Genomic DNA, 19,810 nt, shown 5'->3' with positions numbered 1-19,810 from the left:
GGACAGGAGGGTCGTTCATGCTTGCGCAACTTCCACCGGCACTGCAGAGCCTGCATCTGCCGCTGCGGCTGAAACTGTGGGACGGTAACCAGTTCGATCTGGGGCCTAGCCCGCAGGTCACCATCCTGGTCAAGGAGCCGCAGCTGATCAGCCAGTTGAGCCACCCGAGCATGGACCAGCTGGGCACGGCATTCGTCGAAGGCAAGCTGGAGCTGGAAGGCGACATTGGTGAAGCCATCCGCGTATGCGATGAGCTGAGCGAAGCGCTACTGACCGACGAGGACGACGTTCCACCGCAACGGCGGGCCCATGACAAGAGCACCGACGCTGAAGCCATTTCCTACCATTACGATGTTTCCAACGCGTTCTACCAGCTCTGGCTGGATCAGGACATGGCCTACTCCTGCGCCTACTTCCGTGAGCCGGACAACACGCTTGATCAGGCACAGCAGGACAAATTCGATCACCTGTGCCGCAAGCTGCGGCTGGACACAGGTGACTACCTGCTCGACGTTGGTTGTGGCTGGGGTGGGCTGGCGCGTTTCGCTGCTCGCGAATATGGCGCCAAGGTGTTTGGTATCACCTTGAGCAAGGAGCAGCTCAAGCTTGGCCGCCAGCGGGTCAAGGCAGAGGGGCTGGCCGACAGGATCGACCTGCAGATTCTCGACTACCGCGACCTGCCTCAGGATGGCCGCTTCGACAAGGTTGTCAGCGTTGGCATGTTCGAGCATGTCGGGCATGCCAACCTGGCGCTGTATAGTCAGAAGCTGTTCGGTGCCGTGAGGGAAGGGGGCCTGGTGATGAACCACGGCATCACCGCCAAGCATGTAGATGGCCGCCCGGTCGGGCGTGGCGCAGGCGAGTTCATCGACCGCTACGTGTTCCCCCACGGCGAGCTGCCGCACCTGTCAATGATCAGCGCCAGCATCTGTGAAGCGGGGCTGGAGGTGGTGGACGTGGAAAGCCTGCGTTTGCACTACGCCAAGACTTTGCACCACTGGAGCGAGAACCTGGAGAACCAGTTGCACAAGGCGGCGGCGCTGGTGCCCGAGAAGACCTTGCGCATCTGGCGCCTGTACCTGGCCGGGTGTGCCTATGCCTTCCAGAAGGGCTGGATCAACCTGCACCAGATACTGGCCGTGAAGCCCTACGCCGATGGGCACCATGATCTACCCTGGACGCGTGAAGACTTGTATCGCTGAATTGCAACCAAGCACGCAAGCGCGACACCATACCCTGTGGGAGCGGGTTTACCCGCGAATGCGTCGGTACAGCCACTGACGTCTTCGCGGGTAAACCCGCTCCCACAAGGGCCGCGATACCTTGCGAGGTGCGCAGACGCATCACAGAATCGGCGAAATCAGCCGCGCAATCCGCATCCCCAGTTGCTGCAGCCGATGGGTATCGCGGCTGTCCTCCGCAGTAATTTCCCGTGCCTGTTCAAAGTCATTTATCAGCATGTTCTCGACCTGGTCGGCGAAGCCGCGGTCGACCGTCAGCAGGGTGATCTCGAAGTTCAGGCGGAACGAGCGGTTGTCCAGGTTGGCACTGCCGATCGCGCTGACATCGTCATCCACCAGCACCACCTTCTGGTGCAGGAAGCCCGGTTGATAGCGGAACATGCGTACACCCGCACGTACCGCTTCGAAGGCGAACAGGCTGGAGGCGGCATAGACGATGCGATGGTCTGGACGTGACGGGATCAGCACGCGCACATCGACCCCTCGCAGTACCGCCAGGCGCAATGCGGCGAACACCGCCTCGTCGGGGATGAAGTACGGGCTGGTGATCCACACGCGCCGGGTGGCTGAATGGATAGCCTCAAGGAAGAACAGCGAGCAGGTTTCCTGTGGGTCGGCCGGGCCGCTGGCCAAGGCCTGGCACAGCACGCCGTTATCCGGATAGTCGTCCGGCAGGATCAGCGGCGGTAGTTGGCGCGTGGCCCAGTACCAGTCCTCGGCGAACGACTCCTGCAGGCAGGCCAGCACCGGCCCGCTGATCTGCACATGGGTGTCGCGCCAGGGTGAGAGCTGCGGGTGACCACCGAGGTACTCATCGCCCACGTTGTGCCCGCCGATGAAACCGAGCAGGCCATCCACCACAACGATCTTGCGGTGGTTGCGGAAGTTCACCTGGAAGCGGTTGAACCAGCCACGACGGGTAGCGAAGGCATGGATCTGTACACCACCGTCGCGCAGCAGCTGGCTATAGCTGGCCGGCAAGGCATGGCTGCCGACGCGGTCGTACAGCACGAACACCTGTACCCCCTCGGCGGCCTTGCGCAGCAGCAGTTGCTGCAACGCCTTGCCCAAGCTGTCGTCATGGATGATGAAGAACTGCACCAGCACCACGGCGCGGGCTTTTTCGATGGCAGCGAAAATGGCATCGAATGTCGCCTTGCCATCGATCAGCAGCTTCACCTGGTTGTTGGCCAGGCAGGGCATGCGCCCGAGCTTGGGCATGGCGCGCAGGGCCGCATAGCTTTCCGACTCGCGGGCGGTGAGGGCTTCTTCTACCCAAGGCCGCCAGTTGAGGTTGGCCATGGCCACGTGCATTTCCTGGTTGGCCTGGCGCCGGGCTTTGATGTAGGCATAGAACGAGCGCGCACCGAAGATCAGGTAAGGGATCAGGGTGAGGTAGGGGATGAAGAACAACGGCATGGCCCAGGCGATTGCGCCCTGGGCAGTACGCACGGTGAACAGTGCGTGCAGTGCGGCGACGATACCCAGCAGGTGAACCAGGCCGAGTAGGTAACCGAAGAAGTAGGGGCTGTGGTAGTCCATATGCATCCTGCTGGCCGAGTACACTTGAGTAACAGAACACGTTCCCGGTCCGCCTTGCAACCTGCAGGTGGATTTGGCGTCTAAGGCTCAGCCCGGCCCGCTTGGCCGGCTTTTTTCCAGGAGCGTTCGTCCATGAAGATTCGTCTGCCACTGTTGGCGTTGGCCCTAGGTGTGAGCAGCCCGCTGGTGCATGCTCAGATGCTGCAGCCAGGTTTGTGGGAGCTGACCACCAGCAACATGCAGGTCGATGGCAAGCCGTTACCCGACATGGAGTTCATGCTCGGCCAGTTGAAAAACCTACCGCCGGAGCAGCGTGCGATGATGGAAGGGGTGCTGGCCAAACAGGGGGTGACTGTTGGAGGCAAGGGGGTGCGCTCGTGCCTGACGCCAGAACAGGTGGCAACCAACGATATCCCGCTGCAGGACCCGAAGTCAGGTTGTACCCAGAAGATCACCGACCGCACCGGCAATGTGTGGAAATTCCAGTTCAGTTGCCCCAAGGCACAGGGCAGTGGCCAGGCGACTTTCCTCAGTGACCGGGAGTTCACCACACAGGTCAATGGCACCTTCAACGCCTCGGGTGTTCAGCAGCAAGGCAGCATGAACACCCGTGCCGTGTGGCTGGGTAATGATTGCGGTTCGGTCAAACCGCGCAGCTGACATCCCATTGCCATTGGCTGGTCGCGACAGCGTCGTGGGCATGCAGGCTTTCTGCATGTTCCACGCGCAGCTTGAAGGCCGTGCTCCACTCTATTTGCCGTAGCGCCTTGTGCAGGCGTCGTGCGGCGTCTTCGCAGAACATCAGGTTCTGGCCGTTGGCCAAGGCAAAGGCTTGCTCGTCTGCGCGCTTTACCGCGGTCTGTACCGCTGTCCCCAGGCTGGCTTCTATGCGGTCGATCAGCTCGGTGATTGGCAGTACCTGCTGATTGCTGCGCAGCCTTACCCGGATTTGTGCGCTACTGCGTTGGCTATGGGGCGTCGCTACGATGCCTTCGGCGCTGCCAAGCCACTGCAGCACTGCAGATTTTTCGACCTGCTCAGCGCCGAAATGCGCCTGGAACTGCTGCTGAATCAGCTGCCGTGCAAGTGCAGCCGAGCATGGGCAGGTCGACGAGTAAGGCACGGAAACGGATAGTTCCACGTGGAACATTTCGTTTTCCATCCTTGCGTCGACTGTTACCGCATAGCTTTTCCAACCATCCAATGGGCTGACCAGGGCTGGCCTTTTCAGCAGATGGTCGAAGTGCAGGCGCAGATAAGCCGCAGAAGAAAGGCCTTCGTGGCTGCTCAGAAAGTGAGCCAGCAGTTGGCGCATGGCGAGCGGCGTCAGGGGCTGATGCTCCAGGGAAGCCAGGGCAAGGTAAAGCCGAGACATATGGATACCCCGTGAGCTGCCGTCTACCAGGCTTACACCGGCATCGATGGTTGCAGCCGCCGTGCGCCCTTCGAACTGCACAGGCAGGGCGATCCCGCACATACCCACCCAGTTCAACGGCAAGGCATATTCCTGGGATTGGGCGGCAATGTCGGGGAGCTTGAGCTGGTTCATTTGGCATTCCAAACAGAAGGGGAGCACGCGTCCGTCGAGAACGGGCTTGGCGAAATTGTATTGTTACTTTATAACATTATGCAATGCATCGTTTCGAATGCGCTCGCCTGAAGAGGTTTCGCCATGTCCAACCGTCTCCCTGTCACCGTGCTGTCCGGCTTCCTTGGCGCCGGCAAGAGCACTTTGCTCAACCATGTGCTGCGTAACCGCGATAACCTGCGGGTCGCGGTCATCGTCAACGACATGAGCGAAATCAACATCGACGCCAGCGAGGTGCAGCGCAACGTCAGCCTCAACCGTGCCGAGGAGAAGCTGGTGGAGATGAGCAATGGCTGCATCTGCTGCACGCTGCGTGAAGACCTGCTCGAGGAAGTGGCACGGTTGGCCGAAGAAGGGCGTTTCGATTATTTGCTGATCGAGTCCACGGGGATCTCGGAGCCGCTGCCGGTGGCCGAGACCTTCACCTTCCGTGACGAACAGGGCCGCAGCCTGTCCGACATGGCGCGGCTGGACACCATGGTCACCGTGGTCGATGGCCTGAACTTCCTGCGTGATTACCAGGCAGCAGACAGCCTGGCCAGCCGTGGCGAAACCCTGGGTGAGGAGGACGAGCGCTCAATCAGTGACTTGTTGATTGAGCAGGTCGAGTTCGCCGATGTGCTGTTGCTAAGCAAGATCGACCTGATCAGCCAGCACGAGCGCGAAGAGCTCATGGCCATTCTGCGCAGCCTCAATGCCCGGGCGCAGATCGTGCCCATGGTCATGGGCGAAGTGCCGCTGGCGCGCATCCTCGACACCGGCCTGTTCGACTTCGACCAGGCTGCCCAGGCACCGGGTTGGCTGCAGGAGTTGCGCGGCGAGCATGTGCCGGAAACCGAAGAGTACGGCATAGCCGCCACTACCTGGCAGGCCCGGCGCCCGCTTCATCCACAGCGCTTCTTCGACTTTATCCACACGCCCTGGAGCAATGGCCGACTGCTGCGTTCGAAAGGTTTTTTCTGGTTGGCCAGTAAGTACCAGGAGGCCGGAAGCTGGTCGCAGGCGGGCGGCATGATGCGCCATGGCCTGGCGGGCCGCTGGTGGCGTTTTGTGCCGCGCGAGCAGTGGCCACAGGATGTGGATAACACTGCTGCGATCATGAAAAACTGGGCTGCCGAGAGTGGTGACTGCCGTCAGGAACTGGTGTTCATCGGGCAGAATATCGACTTCGCAAAATTATCCACAGCACTCGATGCATGCCTGTTGACCGATCAGGAAATGGACTTGGGGCACATGGGCTGGTTGCGCCTGCCCGATCCGTTCGGCCCATGGCATGAGGAGGCGGCAGCATGAACCCCGCACGCAAGCCTGTGGATATCTTCCAGGTGTTCGGCGACACACCGCAGGTGCTGACTGAAGTGCTGCAGGATGGCGTGAACCTGGCGGTATGGCGCCGACGTTTGCCGCCGCAACTGGAGGACTTTGCCGCGCTGGTGGTCAGCCTTGGCCAGCCCTTGGCAGACCAGCGCGTCATCGATGTGGACGAGCAGCACATGCCGGTACTGACCGAGTTGATGCGCGAAGCGGCGGACTTGCACGGCTACGAGGCATTCGTGGCCGATGTGACCTGGCTGGTGGCGGCCTATACCTGCCTGGTAGGTGCGCGGCGGGTCGGTTTGCGCCTGCGGGTACTGGCTGGCCCCATGTGCCCGCGCTTTCATGTGGATAACGTGCCGCTGCGTCTGCTCACCACCTATACCGGTCCGGGCAGCGAGTGGTTGCAAGAGCACAGGAGTCAACGCGGTGAGTTACACGCAGCCCTACCTTCTGTGGATAACATCCAGCACCTGCAAGCTGGTGATGTGGCGGTGCTCAAAGGTGAGAAGTGGCAGGGCAACGAAGGTGCAGGCCTGGTGCATCGTTCGCCCTCGGGCCAGCAGGGGCGCCTGTTGCTCAGCCTTGACTGGCTGGCCTGACGGCGCATAGTGAGGCATCACCACTGCCCGAAGCCACCCATGCTGCAGAACATTCCCACCCACGTGATTGCCGGCCCGTTGGGGGCCGGCAAGACCACCCTGATCCGTCATCTGCTGGCCCAGCGCCCGGCCAATGAGCGCTGGGCTGTATTGATCAACGAATTCGGCCTGGTAGGCCTGGATGCCGCCTTGCTCAGCCGTGACGAAGACGGCATCGCCATCGGCGAGGTCGCAGGTGGCTGCCTGTGCTGCGTCAATGGCATGCCGTTCCAGGTGGGCCTGGGCCGGCTGCTGCGCAAATCCCGGCCTGACCGGTTGTTAATCGAGCCGTCCGGGCTGGGTCATCCCTTGCAGTTGCTTGCGCAGTTACAACAAGCCCCTTGGGCTGGAGTGCTGACAATACAGCCATTGTTGATGGTTGTGGATGCGCAGTCGATGGTCCGTAACGAGCGGCTTCCGGAGGCTCAACAGCAGGCGTTCGATGCTTCTGAAAGCGTTGTTTTCAACAAATCAGAGGTTGTGGATGAATATGCTAAGTTGTTAATAAATAATAGATTTTATGAAAAGAAAATATTCTGGACCGTCCAAGGGAAGCTGCCCTTGTCGGACCTTCCGGCTTTACCCAAGGGCAGTGTCGACAGCTCGTCTGTGGATAACATGATTGTTGACAATCTTGTAGATCCACTGGCAGCGCTATGGGCGGAGCCCGGCCAGCCGATCTGTCTTGCCCAGCAGGGAGAGGGGGGTTGGAGCATCGGCTGGCGCTGGCATCCCGGGCAGCAGTTTTATCCACAGCGGCTGCAGGCGTTCCTGCGTGCCTGGCCGTGGCGACGCGCCAAAGGGGTTATCCACAGCGTGGAGGGTTGGCAATCATTCAATGGCCTGAATGGAGACATGCCCACCTGGCAGCCCAGCGACTGGCGCAGGGATACTCGCATCGAGCTGATTTTCGATCAGCCGCAATCGCAACCCGCGTTGCAAGCCGGGTTGAGCGAATGCCGCGTCAGCTGATCAGTTGCGCCAGCGGTTGTGCTCCTGGCGCCACTGCTGCATCTCGATGACATTGTCGGCGCGGGGCGGGGTCTTGATCTCGAACGGGTAGGGCGCCAGTTCGATCTGCACACTGTGGGCGCCGAACTGGGTCACGGTACCGGGGTGGCGCTGCTCGCCGGTGACGGTGAATTCGAAGGCGTAGACGCGCGCCAGGCGCTTGCGGCCGTTGGCGTCACGGACAAAGGCGATACGCTTGAGTGCGACCGCATCGTCGAGCAGTTCGAGGTCGAGCTTGGCGCAATGCTGTTTGACCCGCTCCAGGGCTTTTTCGCGCAACCCGTGGTTGTGCCACAACCAGGCGCCTGCCGTGGCGACCAGCATCAGGACGAAGAGGTTTTCCAGGGTCAACATTTGCATATGCTCCAAACAGGTCGATCCAGCTTAACTGCGTCCCTGGCCTGTCGTACAGGTGGCAATCGAGTTCATACTGCGCTGCGCACAATCCCTGAAACAGCTTTGGAAACCTCCCGCATGAAACGTACCCCGCACCTGCTCGCCATCCAGTCCCATGTGGTGTTCGGCCACGCCGGCAACAGCGCCGCGGTGTTTCCCATGCAGCGTATCGGGGTCAATGTGTGGCCGCTCAATACCGTGCAGTTTTCCAATCACACACAGTATGGCCAGTGGGCGGGTGAAGTGCTTGCCCCGGCGCAAATTCCTGCGTTGGTGGAAGGCATTTCCAACATCGGCGAGCTGGGCCACTGCGACGCGGTGCTGTCCGGCTACCTGGGCAGCGCCGAACAAGGGCGGGCGATTCTGGCCGGTGTCGAGCGGATCAAGGCAGTAAACCCAAAGGCTTTGTACCTGTGCGACCCGGTCATGGGGCACCCGGAGAAGGGCTGCATCGTGCCAGCGGAAGTCAGCGAGTTCCTGCTCGACGAGGCGGCCACCACGGCTGACATCCTGTGCCCCAACCAGCTGGAGCTGGACAGCTTCTGTGGGCGCCGGGCGCAGTCGCTGGAGGACTGTGTGAACATGGCCCGTAGCCTGCTGCAGCGCGGGCCGCAGGTGGTGCTGGTCAAGCACCTGGCTTACCCCGGGCGTGCCGAGGACCAGTTCGAGATGCTGCTGGTGACCGCCGAGCACAGCTGGCACCTGCGTCGCCCGCTGCTGGCGTTCCCGCGGCAACCGGTGGGAGTGGGTGACCTGACCTCAGGCCTGTTCCTGGCCCGCGTGCTACTCGGCGACAGCTGGGTGCAGGCGTTCGAGTTCACCGCTGCAGCCGTGCATGAAGTGCTGCTGGAAACCCAGGCCTGCGCCAGCTACGAGCTGCAACTGGTGCGGGCCCAGGACCGCATCGCGCACCCACGGGTGCGCTTCGAGGCACAGTTGCTGGCGCTTTAAATGGCGTCGGTTTTCAGGTCCTGGTAGCGCTTTTCCAGTTCCTGGCGGATCTGCCGGCGCTGCTGGCCCTGCAGGAAGCGGCGCTTTTCTTCGCTGCTTTGCGGCTGGCGTGGCGGCACCGCCACCGGGCGACGGTTGTCGTCGACCGCGACCATGGTGAAGAAGCAGCTGTTGGAATGGCGTACCGAGCGCTCGCGGATGTTCTCGGTCACCACCTTGATGCCCACCTCCATCGAGGTGTTGCCGGTGTAGTTGACCGACGCCAGGAAGGTCACCAGTTCGCCCACGTGCACCGGCTCGCGGAAGATCACCTGGTCGACCGACAGGGTGACCACATAACTGCCGGCATAGCGGCTGGCGCACGCATAGGCCACTTCGTCGAGGTACTTGAGCAGGGTGCCGCCATGTACGTTGCCAGAAAAGTTGGCCATGTCCGGGGTCATCAGGACGGTCATGCTCAGCTGGGCGTTTCCAGGTTCCATAGTGTGCTCACGGTGAGGTTGCGCTGAATCGGGCGAATGGGGGGCATTATCTGCAGACACTTCTGTTCCCCTCTTTTGAATTTGCCTTCCTGGTACGGGACGTTGGCCGACGCTCCATCGTCACGCCGATCATGCCATCAGCGGCGCTTTTCCAGCCGATCTGTTTCTGCATATTGCATCGCCTTTTTGCGGCGGGGTGCGATGTTAACCTGACTACGCCCATGCAACATGGGCCTTTCCTGCATTCAAAACAGTATGTACTTGCTGCTCGCTCAGGGTTGCCTTGGCAGAGGAGCGGTCTGCCCAGGCATCCGGCAACAGACGAGAAAAGGAGTATCACGCCATGCATGCCATCAGCTTCATCCAGGACCTGGCTGTCATCATGCTGGTTGCCGGCGTGGTCACCGTTCTCTTTCACCGCCTCAAGCAACCCGTGGTGCTGGGCTACATCGTCGCCGGCTTCATCATCGGCCCGCACACCCCACCGTTCGGCCTGATCCACGACGAAGACACCATCAAGACCCTCGCCGAACTGGGGGTGATCTTCCTGATGTTCTGCCTGGGGCTCGAGTTCAGCCTGCGCAAGCTGTTCAAGGTAGGCGCCACGGCGTTCATCGCGGCGTTCCTGGAAATCGTGCTGATGATCTGGATCGGCTTCGAGATCGGCCGCTGGTTCGGCTGGAACACCATGGATTCGCTGTTCCTCGGTGCCATCCTGGCAATTTCCTCGACCACCATCATCGTCAAGGCGCTCAACGACCTGAAGATGAAGAACGAGCGTTTCGCCCAGCTTATCTTCGGCGTGCTGATCGTCGAGGACATCCTCGGCATCGGCATCATCGCTCTGCTGTCGGGCATCGCCGTCAGTGGCACGGTCAGCTCGGGCGAGGTGTTCTCCACTGTTGGCAAGCTGTCGCTGTTCATGATCGTCGCGCTGGTCATCGGCATCCTGCTGGTGCCGCGGCTGCTGGCCTACGTGGCCAAATTCGAAAGCAACGAGATGTTGCTGATTACCGTACTGGGCCTGTGCTTCGGCTTCTGCCTGCTGGTAGTGAAGCTGGAATACAGCATGGTGCTTGGAGCCTTCCTGATTGGCGCGATCATGGCCGAATCGCGCCAGTTGTTGAAGATCGAGAGCCTGATCGAACCGGTACGCGACCTGTTCAGCGCCATCTTCTTCGTCGCCATCGGCCTGATGATCGACCCCCAGGTGCTGATCGACTACGCCTGGCCGATCGTGGTCATCACCCTGGCGGTGGTGTTGGGCAAGATGCTGTCATGCGGCATGGGCGCGTTCATTGCCGGCAATGACGGGCGCACATCGCTGCGGGTGGGCATGGGGCTTTCGCAAATTGGCGAGTTTTCCTTCATCATCGCCGCGTTGGGCATGACCCTGCAGGTGACCAGCGACTTCCTCTACCCGGTGGCTGTGGCGGTATCGGCAATCACCACGCTGCTGACACCCTACCTGATCCGTGCCGCCGACCCGCTGTCGCTCAAGTTGGGCAAGGTAGTGCCCAGCCGCCTGGCGCGGGTGCTGTCGTTGTATGGCGAATGGTTGCGCAGCATCCAGCCGCAGGGCGAGAGCGCCATGCTGGCGGCGATGATCCGGCGCATCCTGTTGCAGGTGGGGGTGAACCTGGCGCTGGTGATCGCCATCTTCTTCAGTGGTGGCTACTTCGCCGGGCGTATCGGTAACTGGCTCAGCGAGTGGGTCAGCGATGCCAGCCAGCAGAAAGCGCTAATCTGGGGGGCAGCGTTATTGCTGTCGCTGCCGTTCCTGATTGCTGCCTATCGCAAGCTCAAGGCGCTGTCTATGCTGCTCGCGGAGATGGGCGTCAAGCCCGAAATGGCCGGGCGGCATACCCAGCGTGTGCGCCGAGTGATTGCCGAGGTGATCCCGCTGTTGTCGCTACTGGTGATTTTCCTGCTGCTGTCGGCGCTGTCGGCAAGCATTCTGCCGACCAGCGAGTTGCTGCTGGTGATTGCCGTGGTGGCTGCGGTGGTGGTGGCCTTGCTGTGGCGCTGGTTTATCCGCGTGCATACGCGCATGCAGATTGCCTTGCTGGAGACGCTGGAGAACAGCCGCGAGAATACGCACTGAAGGGGGCATGCTTCCTGCGCAAGATTTCACCGTCGTCCGAGGGGATGGAGCGGTAGCGATGTCGCCAGGCGCAGAAAGCCTGGCGATTTTAGCTACATTGATGGCACTGGGCCATAGATTTTCCTATTCCTGTGCCGGCCACTTCGCGGGTAAACCCGCTCCCACAGGGACTGCACAGGTGTTGAACATTGTGCAGTCCCTGTGGGAGCGGGTTTACCCGCGAAGAGGCCGGCACAGTCAGCATCAAATCAGAGGTTGGAATCAGCTCTCCAGCCAGACATCCCGCGCCCAGTGCCACACCGATTCCCAGCTGTCTTCGCCGACGATTTCCTCTTCGGCATCCCACAGCACCACGGTGCCGTCTTCTTCGACGCAGTAGTAGTTGTCGCCGTCCTGGCACAGCGGAATCAGGTCACGCGGCACGCCGGCATCCCAGGCGTTGGCGGCGACGTCGGGCAGGTAGGTATGCGACTGTGGGTCGGTAACGGTCACCGGCTCCAGTGAGCCATACACCACGTCACTGACGGTCAGCAGGAACTCTTTGAACACGAACGGAATGTTGATGAACAGCTCTTCTTCGATCTCGACCAGCAGGTCCTCGTCGGGAAGCTCAAGGGGCACCGGCACTGGCTCGTTGGCTTCACGGAGTTGTTCGATCACTTCTTCCACGGTTCGCTTCCTCTGACCTAGATGACAACGCTGCGCGTTATACCCTAGTAGGCCACTCCGGCAAAAGCAAAACCCCGGGACAGGCCCGGGGTTTTTTGTGCAGCACGCAGCGGTTAGCCGTTTTGACGGATACCGGCCACCAGCCAAGGCTGGTTTTCGCCCTGGGCGCGGACCATGTGCCAGCTTTCGCTGAACACTTCGCCCTGGTCGAAGCGCGAGTTCTTCGACACGCCACGGAAGGTCAGGGTGGCGTCGGTGCGGTCGGCGCGGTCGTCGACACCGTCCAGCTGCACATCGAGGTTGTCGATGTAGGTGGACTGGAAGCCATCACCCAGTTCAGCGCGCTCGCGCTTGAGGAACTCGAGCATCTGCGGGGTGACGAACTCGGCGATCTTGTCCATCTCGTTGGCGTCCCAGTGCTGCTGCAGCGCCTGGAAGTGGTTACGGGCGGCAGCGAGGAAGCTCTGCTCGTTGAACCAGGCCGGGGCGTTGATCACCGGGGCGGCTGCGGCAGCAGGTGCGGCCGAACCACCGAAGATCGACGGCTGGGCAGGCTGGGCGTGAGCTTCACGGTGCATTGGTGCATGGCCCGGCATGGCCATTTGCGGCTGCTGCTGGCGACGGCGCGCGGCGATGAAGCGGAACACCAGGAAGGCGATGAGCGCCACGATCAGGAAGTCCATGATCTGGAAGCCTTCGAAACCGTCGCCCATGAACATGGAAGCCAGCAGGCCACCGGCGGCGAGGCCGGCCAGTGGGCCCAACCAGCGCGAAGCACCGCTGGCGGCCGGGGCTGCACGGCCAGGTGCGGTCGGCGCGGCGGCAGGCGTGGTTGGCGTGGCCTGGCGGGTCTGGTGAATAGGCGCGGAGCCCGAGCTCTTGCCGCCGCCAAAGCGCTTGGCGTTGGCGTCCAGGCTCAGCGTCAGGCCGACGCAGAGCGCCAGAGCGATGCTAAGAAAACGTTGCATAAGTGGGATATCCCCTGTTGTGGATTGCACGCGCGTCATGGTGCACAGGTTCCCGGGCACATGACCAGCGACATAATGTTTCGAGCTTTTGCCTGAATGTTACAAACCTGCCACGACCGGCCCTCTGAATGCTGGCGCAATACCTGTAGGAGCGGGTATGCCCGCGAACACCGGCGAAGCCGGTGCCATACACCGAGTTGTCGGCTTCGCGGGCATGCCCGCTCCCACAGGTATTGCGCAGGCTTCTAAAACTTTGGGCAAGCCTCAACCAGGGCCTGCGCAGGCTTTTAGATGGCCTCGAGCTTGGCGTACCCCAGCATCAACCATTTGCTGCCTTCGGCAAAATTCACCTGCACCCGAGCCTGGGCGCCGGAGCCCTCGAAGTTGAGGATCACACCTTCGCCAAATACCGCATGCTGCACACGCTGGCCCAGGTTGAACGCGGTCTGCGGAATGCTGGCATTGGCGAACAGGTTGTTGTTCGTGGCCGTCTTGGCCCCGCCGAACGGGCGGCTGACACTGTTGGACAGACGCACTTCCTGAATCAGGCCCGCCGGAATTTCGCGTACGAAACGTGACACCTTGTTGTAGGTTTCGCTGCCATACAGGCGACGCGTTTCGGCGTAGGTCATGACCAGCTGGCGCATGGCGCGGGTGATGCCCACATAAGCCAGGCGGCGTTCCTCTTCCAGGCGGCCGGGCTCTTCCAGGCTCATCTTGTGCGGGAACAGGCCTTCTTCCATGCCCACCAGGAACACATACGGGAACTCCAGGCCCTTGGCGCTGTGCAAGGTCATCAGCTGGACGCTGTCTTCGTGCTCGTCGGCCTGGGCATCACCTGCCTCGAGCGAGGCGTGGCCGAGGAACGCCGAGAGTGGCGAGAGGTCGGCGTCTTCGTCGGTGGACTCGAAGTTGCGCGCTGCGCTGACCAGTTCCTCAAGGTTTTCTACCCGTGCCTGGCCCTTTTCACCCTTTTCTTCCTGGTGATAGATGATCAGCCCGGACTGCTCGATGGTGGTCTGGGTCATGGTATGCAGTGGCATGTCCACGACCTTGGCAGCCAACCCCTCGATAAGCTCGATGAACGCACCCAGGGCACTGGCGGCGCGGCCTTTCAGCGCCTTTGCAGCGAGCAGCTGGCACATGGCCTCCCACATCGACAGCTGGCTGTGGCGGGCGTGCTCGCGGATGGCTTCGACGGTTTTCTCGCCAATGCCACGTGGCGGTACGTTGATCACCCGCTCCAGGGCGGCATCGTTGCCACGGCCTTCGATCAGGCGCAGGTAAGCCATGGCGTTCTTGATTTCGGCGCGCTCGAAGAAGCGCTGGCCACCGTAGATGCGGTAGGGGATGCGCTCGCGCAGCAGGGCTTCTTCCAGCACCCGTGACTGGGCGTTGGAACGGTACAGGATGGCGATCTCGTTGCGCGCATTGCCCTGCTTGACCAGGCTCTCGATGGTTTCCACCACGTAGCGCGCTTCGTCGTGCTCGTTGTAGGCCGCGTACAGGGTAAGCGGCTCTCCTTCGCCCATGTCGGTCCACAGCTCCTTGCCCAAGCGCCCGCTATTGTTGGCGATCAGCGCGTTGGCTGCCTTGAGGATACCGCCGGTGGAGCGGTAGTTCTGCTCCAGGCGGATCATTTCGGCGTCGGGGAAGTCGGCAGTGTACTGGTGGATGTTCTCGATCTTGGCGCCGCGCCAGCCGTAGATCGACTGGTCGTCATCGCCCACCGCCATCAGGCTGTCACCGCCGCGCGCCAGCAGGCGCAGCCAGGCGTACTGCACGGCGTTGGTATCCTGGAACTCGTCCACCAGCACGTGGCGGAAGCGCCGCTGGTAGTGCTCCAGCAGGCCCGGGTGGTCGCGCCACAGGTCCAGGCCGCGCAGCAGCAACTCGGAGAAGTCGATGACCCCGGCGCGCTCGCAGGCCTGCTCGTACGCGGTATATACGTCGCGCATGGTCGACAGGAACAGGTCGCCCCCGGCCTGGATATGCTGCGGGCGCAGGCCTTCGTCCTTCTGCCCGTTGATGAACCACTGGGCCTGGCGTGCCGGCCATTTCTGCTCGTCCAGGCCCAGCTCGCGCATCACTCGCTTGATCAGGCGCTGCTGGTCGTCGCTGTCGAGGATCTGGAAGTTCTGCACCAGCCGTGCTTCCTGCCAGTGGGCCCGCAGCAGGCGATGGGCCAGGCCGTGGAAGGTGCCGACCCACATGCCCGCCGGGTTGATGCCCAGCAGTTGCTCGATCCGCTGGCGCATTTCTGCCGCGGCCTTGTTGGTGAAGGTCACCGACAGGATCGAGTGTGGCGATGCCTGCTCCACCTGGATCAGCCAGGCAATGCGGTGCACCAGCACGCGGGTTTTACCGGAACCGGCGCCAGCAAGCACCAGTTGACGCCCGAGCGTGGCCGCTACAGCCTGGCGTTGGGCATCGTTGAGGGAATTCAGCAGGAGGGAGAGGTCGTCTGTGCGCATCGGGCCATTCTAGGGCGCGGCAGGAATTGGGGCAAACTTCTACTGTATGAATATTCACCTGCCACATGCCCGTTCATCGAGCTGATGGCAGGTGCCAGGTCGCCGCTCGGGCGACCTGGCCGTCAGCGGCTCAGTCGACCGTCTCTATGTTGCGTATTTCGCAGCGCTGCGAACCGTCGCCATGAATGATTTCCACGGTTTTCCAGGGCGTGCCGCCTGCACGTTCGAACACCACGGTTTTTTCCGTCACCACTTGCGGGGTGATTGCGCCGCTATCCTGCAGTTGAAGCTCCAGCACTTCCCAGCCGCCCTTGTGGCGCACCTTGGGTTCGACCAGCACCGGCTCGATGGCCGGGCAGCCGACCATAACGGTGCCGTGAACCCTGAAAACCTGCTCGCCGTTGGCGATGTCATTGATTGCAACGAGGTTGGCGATAGTAGCCATTGTCTGCTCCTGTCTCGGGTTGAAAGTAGCGCCAGTGCGCAGGGGCTACTTTCTGCCCTTTCACCTGCCACAGGAGCAGGGCAGTGCTTCAGCTATGCCAGTGCCTGCCATGCCTGGCGAGCAAGCTGTTGGCTTGCTCCGGCCCGTTGCTGCCTGCCGGGTACGGTCGCGGCGCCTGGAAGTGCTCTTCACAGCCCTTGATGATCGGGTCGATCCAGGCCCAGGCCGCTTCCACTTCATCGCGGCGCATGAACAGCGTCGAGTCGCCCTCCAGCACATCCAGCAGCAGCCGCTCGTAGGCCTCCCAGCGGCGCGTCTGGCTGAACACCTGGGCCAGGTTCAGGTCCAGGTCCACCGGCTCCAGGCGCATGCCCTTGCCCGGGCTCTTGGTCATCATGCGCAGGCTGATGCGTTCGTCCGGTTGCAGCTGGATCAGCAGCTGGTTGACCTGGCCACCATTGAACAGCTCGTGGGGCACTGGCTTGAACTGGATGACGATCTGCGATGAGCGCCGTGCCATGCGCTTGCCGGTGCGCAGGTAGAAGGGCACGCCCGCCCAGCGCCAATTGTCGATGTGCGCCTCGATGGCGATGAAGGTTTCGGTGTCGCTGTCGTTGTCGACGTCCTTTTCGAAGTAATAGGCCGGCACTTCCTGGCCGCCGATGTACCCGGCGCCATACTGGCCGCGTACGGTCTTGTCCTGAACGTCCTGGCCAGAAATGGGCTTGAGGGCCCGCAGGATCTTCACTTTTTCGTCACGCACCGCTTCGGCCTCGAACTCTGCGGGGGGCTCCATGGCTACCAGGCATAGCAGCTGTAGCAGGTGGTTCTGCAGCATGTCGCGGGTCGCCCCGGCGCGGTCGTAGTAGGCGCCGCGGTTCTCTACCCCCAGGGTCTCGCAAACGCTGATCTGCACGTGGTCGACCTGGTTGTTGCGCCATACCGGCTCCAGCAGCGCGTTGGCAAAGCGCAGGGCCATCAGGTTCTGCACGGTTTCCTTGCCCAGGTAGTGGTCGATGCGGAATACCTGGTTTTCCTCCAGCACTGCGCCAATCGCTTCGTTGATGGCGGTAGCCGATTCCAGCGAGTGGCCGATCGGCTTTTCCAGCACGATGCGCGCTTCGGCGTCGGCCAGGCCGGCGTTATGCAGGTGCTTGGCAATCGGCACGAAGAGGTTGGGGGCGGTGGCCAGGTAGAAGATGCGCGTCAAGCCGCCGGGCTCGCCCAGGTAGCGCGCCAGGCGGCCGAAGTCGGCGCTTTGCGAAGCATCCATGGCGAAATAGTCGATCCGCGCGGAAAACCGCTGCCAGACCTCTTCTTCGAAGTCGTTGCGGGCGATCTGTGCCCGGCAATGGCGTTCGGCGAGCTTGAGATAATCGTTACGTGGCAAGTTGCGGCGCGCCAGCGCGATGATCCGCACGGCAGGGTCAAGACGGGCCTCGCGAAACAGGTGGTAGAGCGCCGGAAGCAATTTGTGCAGGGCCAGATCGCCGGTGCCACCGAAGACCAGAATGTCGCAAGGAATAGTCAAACCACCACTCTCCACGTTCGTTTAACTGGGCGGGTTGGCGTCCATGTAGTATAACTACAAGAAAGCTACAACCCGGCCAGCCGATCATAACCGAGTCCAGCCCGTGAATCTGTTGCAACATATCGCCCAATCGCGCCACCTGCTGCGCAAATCGGAACTGAAAGTGGCCGACCACGTGCTACTCGACCCGGCTGCCGTCATGCACAGTTCCATGGCCGACCTGGCGCACAGCGTGGGTATCAGCGAACCGACCATCGTGCGTTTCTGCCGCGCGATCGGTTGCTCGGGCTTCCAGGATTTGAAGCTGAAGCTGGCGCAGAGCCTGGCCGCGGGGGCCAGTTTCGGTCAGTTTGCCATCCATGAAGACGATTCGGTCGCCGACTACAGCCTGAAGATCTTCGACACCACGCTGCATACCCTGATGGAAGTGCGCGAGCACCTCGACCCGCAGGCGTTGCAGCAGGCGGTGACCGCCATGGCCCAGGCGCAGCGTGTGGAGTTCTATGGCTTTGGCGCTTCCGGTGCGGTGGCGGCCGATGCCCAGCACAAGTTCTTCCGCCTGTTGCTCAGCGCGGCAGCCTATTCCGACCCGCACATGCAGGCGATGTCGGCGGTGACCCTGAAGCCGGGCGATGTGGCAGTGTGCATTTCCCAGTCGGGCCGTTCCAAGGACTTGCTGATCACCGCCAACCTGGTCCGTGAGAGCGGTGCCAACCTGATTACCCTGTGCCCCAGCCAGACACCGCTGGCGGAGCTGTCGACGGTCAACCTGGCGATCGACGTGCATGAAGACACCGAAATCTATACCCCGCTGACCTCGCGTATCGCCCACCTGGTGGTGATCGACGTGCTGGCCATGGGCGTGGCCATGGCGCGCGGGCCGAGCCTGGTCAACCACCTGAAGAGCGTGAAGCGCAGCTTGCGCAGCCTGCGTTTGTCGCCCAAGTCGATCAAGGCTACCGACGACTGATTGTCGGTGCCTGTGCCGGCCCTTTCGCGGGTGAACCCGCTCCCACAGGTACTGCACCGTCCTTGAGGCTGGTGAGCACCTGTGGGAGCGGGTTTACCCGCGAAGAGGCCGGCACAGGTGCTATAAATTTCACTGTTTTGTCACCATTCCACAGCCAAACCGTAAACCATCAAGGCCAGTCTGAAACTCCCGCATCCTATCAGGGAGACAGGCAATGGCTCGTGACTTCGACGGTACGTACCAACCCAGCGCCAAGGCTCGCAAGCAGCAGGAAAAGGATCAGCGCCGCATGGAATACCGCCGCGCGATCGAAAGCTATTGCGACCAACGTCAACTGCTCCGCGACCTGGTGGACTACCCCGAGTTGCAAGAGCTCACGGTCTGGCAGGTGTCGGCGGCAACTTCCCCGAAAAACGCTCAACCAGCGCGCTGATCAACGCACGTTCGCTGCGGATAAATGCCTGGAAGGCCAAGGCCACCGGCGACTGCCGTTTGGCCTTGGACTGCACCACGCACCAGCTTCGGTACAGCGGCAGTTCCTCCACCGGCAGCTCCTTCAGCACACCGGTGGCCAGCTCCAGGTTGACCGCATGGCGGGTCAGCAGGGCAATGCCCAGGCCGGCGATCACGCACTCGCGTTGGGCGTCGGCCGAGGCCACTTCCAGGGTCTGGGTGAAGTGCACGCGTTTGTCCTTGAAGTATTCCTCGCAAGCCTTGCGCGTGCCCGAACCTTGTTCGCGAACCAGCAAGGTATGAGGCTCCAGGTCCTGCAGGCGCAGCTGCTCCAGCTTGCACAGCGGGTGCTCGGGCGGCGCCACCGCGACGATCGGGTTGTTGAGGAACGGCAGGAACTCCAGGCCCATGTCCTGCGGCACCATGGACATGATGATCAGGTCGTCGCGATTGTCCGACAGGCGGCGGATGGCCTGGGCGCGGTTGACCACAGTCAGGGTCAGGTTGACCTCCGGGTGACGCTGCTTGAAGGCCGCGAACAGGTGTGGCACGAAGTACTTGGCACTGGACTCGATCGCCAGTTTCAGCTGCCCCTGCAGTGAGCCCTGCATGTCCGAAAGCTGCATGTCCAGGCTCTCCAGGCGCCCGAAGATATCGTGGCTGGCCCGTTGCAGGGCCTCGGCAGCTTCGGTCAGGTAGAGCTTCTTGCCCACGTACTCGAATAGCGGCTGGCCGATCAGTTCTTCGAGCTGGCGGATTTGTAGACTAACGGCGGGTTGCGTCAGCGCCATCTCTTCCGCAGCACGGCTGTACGAACGCAAATCGCACACCTCGTTGAAGATCTGCAATTGACGCAAAGTCATACGCATCAAGGACTTACGCATTTTTATCCGCCCTTCGGCAACACCTTGTTACCGCACTATAAGCTTTTGCTAATACAGCCCCTAACAAATATTGATTTTTGTTTATCAACCTACAGCGCTAGGGTGAATGTGCGACTGGCCAGCAACGTCTGGTCACGCGCCGACCG

19 protein-coding genes are annotated in these 19,810 nt (G+C 61.7%); 9 read left to right on the top strand and 10 right to left on the bottom strand.

Translation table 11 applies throughout. The annotated features are described in order from the left end of the window. Nucleotides 1-17 precede the first annotated feature (17 nt). On the top strand, nucleotides 18-1,202 hold the full coding sequence (cfaB, locus tag A4C63_RS08445) for a C17 cyclopropane fatty acid synthase CfaB (protein ID WP_063912284.1): 1,185 nt from the start codon (nucleotides 18-20) through the stop codon (nucleotides 1,200-1,202). A gap of 141 nt (nucleotides 1,203-1,343) precedes the next feature. On the opposite strand, the gene cls is transcribed toward cfaB, so the two are convergent. Beyond that, nucleotides 1,344-2,783: a cardiolipin synthase gene (gene cls / locus A4C63_RS08440; protein WP_063912283.1), complete on the bottom strand. Its 1,440-nt coding sequence runs from the start codon at nucleotides 2,781-2,783 to the stop codon at nucleotides 1,344-1,346. A 132-nt stretch (nucleotides 2,784-2,915) separates the two neighbouring features. On the opposite strand from cls, the gene A4C63_RS08435 reads away from it, so the two are divergent. Next, complete coding sequence (locus tag A4C63_RS08435) at nucleotides 2,916-3,443, top strand: DUF3617 domain-containing protein (protein WP_015272374.1); 528 nt, start codon at nucleotides 2,916-2,918, stop codon at nucleotides 3,441-3,443. Here the strand turns inward: A4C63_RS08435 and folE2 are convergent. Further along, on the bottom strand, nucleotides 3,427-4,332 hold the full coding sequence (folE2, locus tag A4C63_RS08430; RefSeq protein WP_063912282.1) for a GTP cyclohydrolase FolE2: 906 nt from the start codon (nucleotides 4,330-4,332) through the stop codon (nucleotides 3,427-3,429). The genes A4C63_RS08435 and folE2 overlap by 17 nt on opposite strands. A gap of 123 nt (nucleotides 4,333-4,455) precedes the next feature. On the opposite strand from folE2, the gene zigA reads away from it, so the two are divergent. Genes zigA through A4C63_RS08415 form a run of 3 tightly spaced genes read left to right on the top strand, consistent with a single transcriptional unit; the run spans nucleotide 4,456 to nucleotide 7,298 of the window. Beyond that, entirely contained in the window at nucleotides 4,456-5,664 is a 1,209-nt protein-coding gene (gene zigA / locus A4C63_RS08425) for a zinc metallochaperone GTPase ZigA (protein WP_063912281.1), read from the top strand. Next, nucleotides 5,661-6,287, top strand: a complete 627-nt coding sequence (locus tag A4C63_RS08420; RefSeq protein ID WP_063912280.1) for a DUF1826 domain-containing protein — start codon at nucleotides 5,661-5,663, stop codon at nucleotides 6,285-6,287. Before zigA ends, A4C63_RS08420 begins: the two co-directional genes overlap by 4 nt. Nucleotides 6,288-6,326: 39 nt before the next feature. Beyond that, nucleotides 6,327-7,298 carry a GTP-binding protein gene (locus A4C63_RS08415; protein ID WP_063912279.1) on the top strand — a complete coding sequence of 324 codons (972 nt, stop codon included), beginning with the start codon at nucleotides 6,327-6,329 and terminating at the stop codon, nucleotides 7,296-7,298. On the opposite strand, the gene A4C63_RS08410 is transcribed toward A4C63_RS08415, so the two are convergent. Then, the gene (locus tag A4C63_RS08410; protein WP_013974846.1) at nucleotides 7,299-7,691 is read right to left on the bottom strand and encodes a DUF3301 domain-containing protein; all 393 of its coding nucleotides are present in this window, start codon (nucleotides 7,689-7,691) and stop codon (nucleotides 7,299-7,301) included. A 120-nt stretch (nucleotides 7,692-7,811) separates the two neighbouring features. Here A4C63_RS08410 and pdxY point away from each other — a divergent pair, with 120 nt between their 5' ends. After that, complete coding sequence (gene pdxY / locus A4C63_RS08405) at nucleotides 7,812-8,684, top strand: pyridoxal kinase PdxY (protein ID WP_063912278.1); 873 nt, start codon at nucleotides 7,812-7,814, stop codon at nucleotides 8,682-8,684. Here the strand turns inward: pdxY and A4C63_RS08400 are convergent. Further along, the gene (locus tag A4C63_RS08400; protein ID WP_016712753.1) at nucleotides 8,681-9,166 is read right to left on the bottom strand and encodes an acyl-CoA thioesterase; all 486 of its coding nucleotides are present in this window, start codon (nucleotides 9,164-9,166) and stop codon (nucleotides 8,681-8,683) included. The two genes, pdxY and A4C63_RS08400, sit on opposite strands and share 4 nt — an antisense overlap. A 343-nt stretch (nucleotides 9,167-9,509) precedes the next feature. Between A4C63_RS08400 and A4C63_RS08395 the strand changes: the two genes are divergently transcribed. After that, on the top strand, nucleotides 9,510-11,270 hold the full coding sequence (locus tag A4C63_RS08395) for a cation:proton antiporter (protein WP_063912277.1): 1,761 nt from the start codon (nucleotides 9,510-9,512) through the stop codon (nucleotides 11,268-11,270). A gap of 261 nt (nucleotides 11,271-11,531) precedes the next feature. Here the strand turns inward: A4C63_RS08395 and A4C63_RS08390 are convergent, their stop codons facing one another. The 5 genes from A4C63_RS08390 to zwf form a co-directional block, all read right to left on the bottom strand. After that, nucleotides 11,532-11,939, bottom strand: coding sequence for an SMI1/KNR4 family protein (locus tag A4C63_RS08390; RefSeq protein ID WP_013974843.1), 408 nt, complete (start codon nucleotides 11,937-11,939; stop codon nucleotides 11,532-11,534). A gap of 113 nt (nucleotides 11,940-12,052) precedes the next feature. Next, the gene (locus A4C63_RS08385; RefSeq protein ID WP_063912276.1) at nucleotides 12,053-12,907 is read right to left on the bottom strand and encodes a Tim44 domain-containing protein; all 855 of its coding nucleotides are present in this window, start codon (nucleotides 12,905-12,907) and stop codon (nucleotides 12,053-12,055) included. A 287-nt stretch (nucleotides 12,908-13,194) separates the two neighbouring features. Continuing rightward, entirely contained in the window at nucleotides 13,195-15,381 is a 2,187-nt protein-coding gene (uvrD, locus tag A4C63_RS08380; protein ID WP_063912275.1) for a DNA helicase II, read from the bottom strand. Between the two features lie 130 nt (nucleotides 15,382-15,511). Further along, on the bottom strand, nucleotides 15,512-15,826 hold the full coding sequence (locus tag A4C63_RS08375; protein WP_063912274.1) for a hypothetical protein: 315 nt from the start codon (nucleotides 15,824-15,826) through the stop codon (nucleotides 15,512-15,514). A gap of 88 nt (nucleotides 15,827-15,914) precedes the next feature. After that, nucleotides 15,915-17,357, bottom strand: coding sequence for a glucose-6-phosphate dehydrogenase (gene zwf, locus A4C63_RS08370; protein WP_063912273.1), 1,443 nt, complete (start codon nucleotides 17,355-17,357; stop codon nucleotides 15,915-15,917). A 103-nt stretch (nucleotides 17,358-17,460) separates the two neighbouring features. Between zwf and hexR the strand changes: the two genes are divergently transcribed. Both hexR and A4C63_RS25435 read left to right on the top strand, forming a co-directional pair. Further along, nucleotides 17,461-18,327, top strand: coding sequence for a transcriptional regulator HexR (gene hexR / locus A4C63_RS08365; RefSeq protein ID WP_011536461.1), 867 nt, complete (start codon nucleotides 17,461-17,463; stop codon nucleotides 18,325-18,327). Between the two features lie 214 nt (nucleotides 18,328-18,541). Continuing rightward, a complete protein-coding gene (locus tag A4C63_RS25435) occupies nucleotides 18,542-18,760 on the top strand; it encodes a PA3496 family putative envelope integrity protein (RefSeq protein WP_082888281.1) in 219 nt (72 codons plus the stop codon). Here A4C63_RS25435 and A4C63_RS08360 read toward each other — a convergent pair. After that, complete coding sequence (locus A4C63_RS08360) at nucleotides 18,702-19,664, bottom strand: LysR family transcriptional regulator (protein ID WP_063912272.1); 963 nt, start codon at nucleotides 19,662-19,664, stop codon at nucleotides 18,702-18,704. The genes A4C63_RS25435 and A4C63_RS08360 overlap by 59 nt on opposite strands. Between the last annotated feature and the right edge of the window lie 146 nt (nucleotides 19,665-19,810).

The sequence above is a fragment of the Pseudomonas sp. p21 genome (genome assembly GCF_001642705.1).
Lineage (GTDB): Bacteria > Pseudomonadota > Gammaproteobacteria > Pseudomonadales > Pseudomonadaceae > Aquipseudomonas.
The sequence above is the reverse complement of the archived record's forward strand: the minus strand, read 5'-3'. Positions and strand labels throughout refer to the sequence as shown.

Bases quoted from the DNA above. Each gene is read 5' to 3' on its own strand.
- A4C63_RS08410 (WP_013974846.1), bottom strand. From the start codon at position 7,691: ATGTTGACCCTGGAAAACCTCTTCGTCCTGATGCTGGTCGCCACGGCA.
- zigA (WP_063912281.1), top strand. From the start codon at position 4,456: ATGTCCAACCGTCTCCCTGTCACCGTGCTGTCCGGCTTCCTTGGCGCC.
- folE2 (WP_063912282.1), bottom strand. From the start codon at position 4,332: ATGAACCAGCTCAAGCTCCCCGACATTGCCGCCCAATCCCAGGAATAT.
- cls (WP_063912283.1), bottom strand. From the start codon at position 2,783: ATGGACTACCACAGCCCCTACTTCTTCGGTTACCTACTCGGCCTGGTT.
- A4C63_RS08395 (WP_063912277.1), top strand. From the start codon at position 9,510: ATGCATGCCATCAGCTTCATCCAGGACCTGGCTGTCATCATGCTGGTT.
- A4C63_RS08385 (WP_063912276.1), bottom strand. From the start codon at position 12,907: ATGCAACGTTTTCTTAGCATCGCTCTGGCGCTCTGCGTCGGCCTGACG.
- A4C63_RS08415 (WP_063912279.1), top strand. From the start codon at position 6,327: ATGCTGCAGAACATTCCCACCCACGTGATTGCCGGCCCGTTGGGGGCC.
- A4C63_RS08435 (WP_015272374.1), top strand. From the start codon at position 2,916: ATGAAGATTCGTCTGCCACTGTTGGCGTTGGCCCTAGGTGTGAGCAGC.
- cfaB (WP_063912284.1), top strand. From the start codon at position 18: ATGCTTGCGCAACTTCCACCGGCACTGCAGAGCCTGCATCTGCCGCTG.
- A4C63_RS25435 (WP_082888281.1), top strand. From the start codon at position 18,542: ATGGCTCGTGACTTCGACGGTACGTACCAACCCAGCGCCAAGGCTCGC.
- A4C63_RS08420 (WP_063912280.1), top strand. From the start codon at position 5,661: ATGAACCCCGCACGCAAGCCTGTGGATATCTTCCAGGTGTTCGGCGAC.
- A4C63_RS08375 (WP_063912274.1), bottom strand. From the start codon at position 15,826: ATGGCTACTATCGCCAACCTCGTTGCAATCAATGACATCGCCAACGGC.
- uvrD (WP_063912275.1), bottom strand. From the start codon at position 15,381: ATGCGCACAGACGACCTCTCCCTCCTGCTGAATTCCCTCAACGATGCC.
- A4C63_RS08400 (WP_016712753.1), bottom strand. From the start codon at position 9,166: ATGGAACCTGGAAACGCCCAGCTGAGCATGACCGTCCTGATGACCCCG.
- pdxY (WP_063912278.1), top strand. From the start codon at position 7,812: ATGAAACGTACCCCGCACCTGCTCGCCATCCAGTCCCATGTGGTGTTC.
- A4C63_RS08360 (WP_063912272.1), bottom strand. From the start codon at position 19,664: ATGCGTAAGTCCTTGATGCGTATGACTTTGCGTCAATTGCAGATCTTC.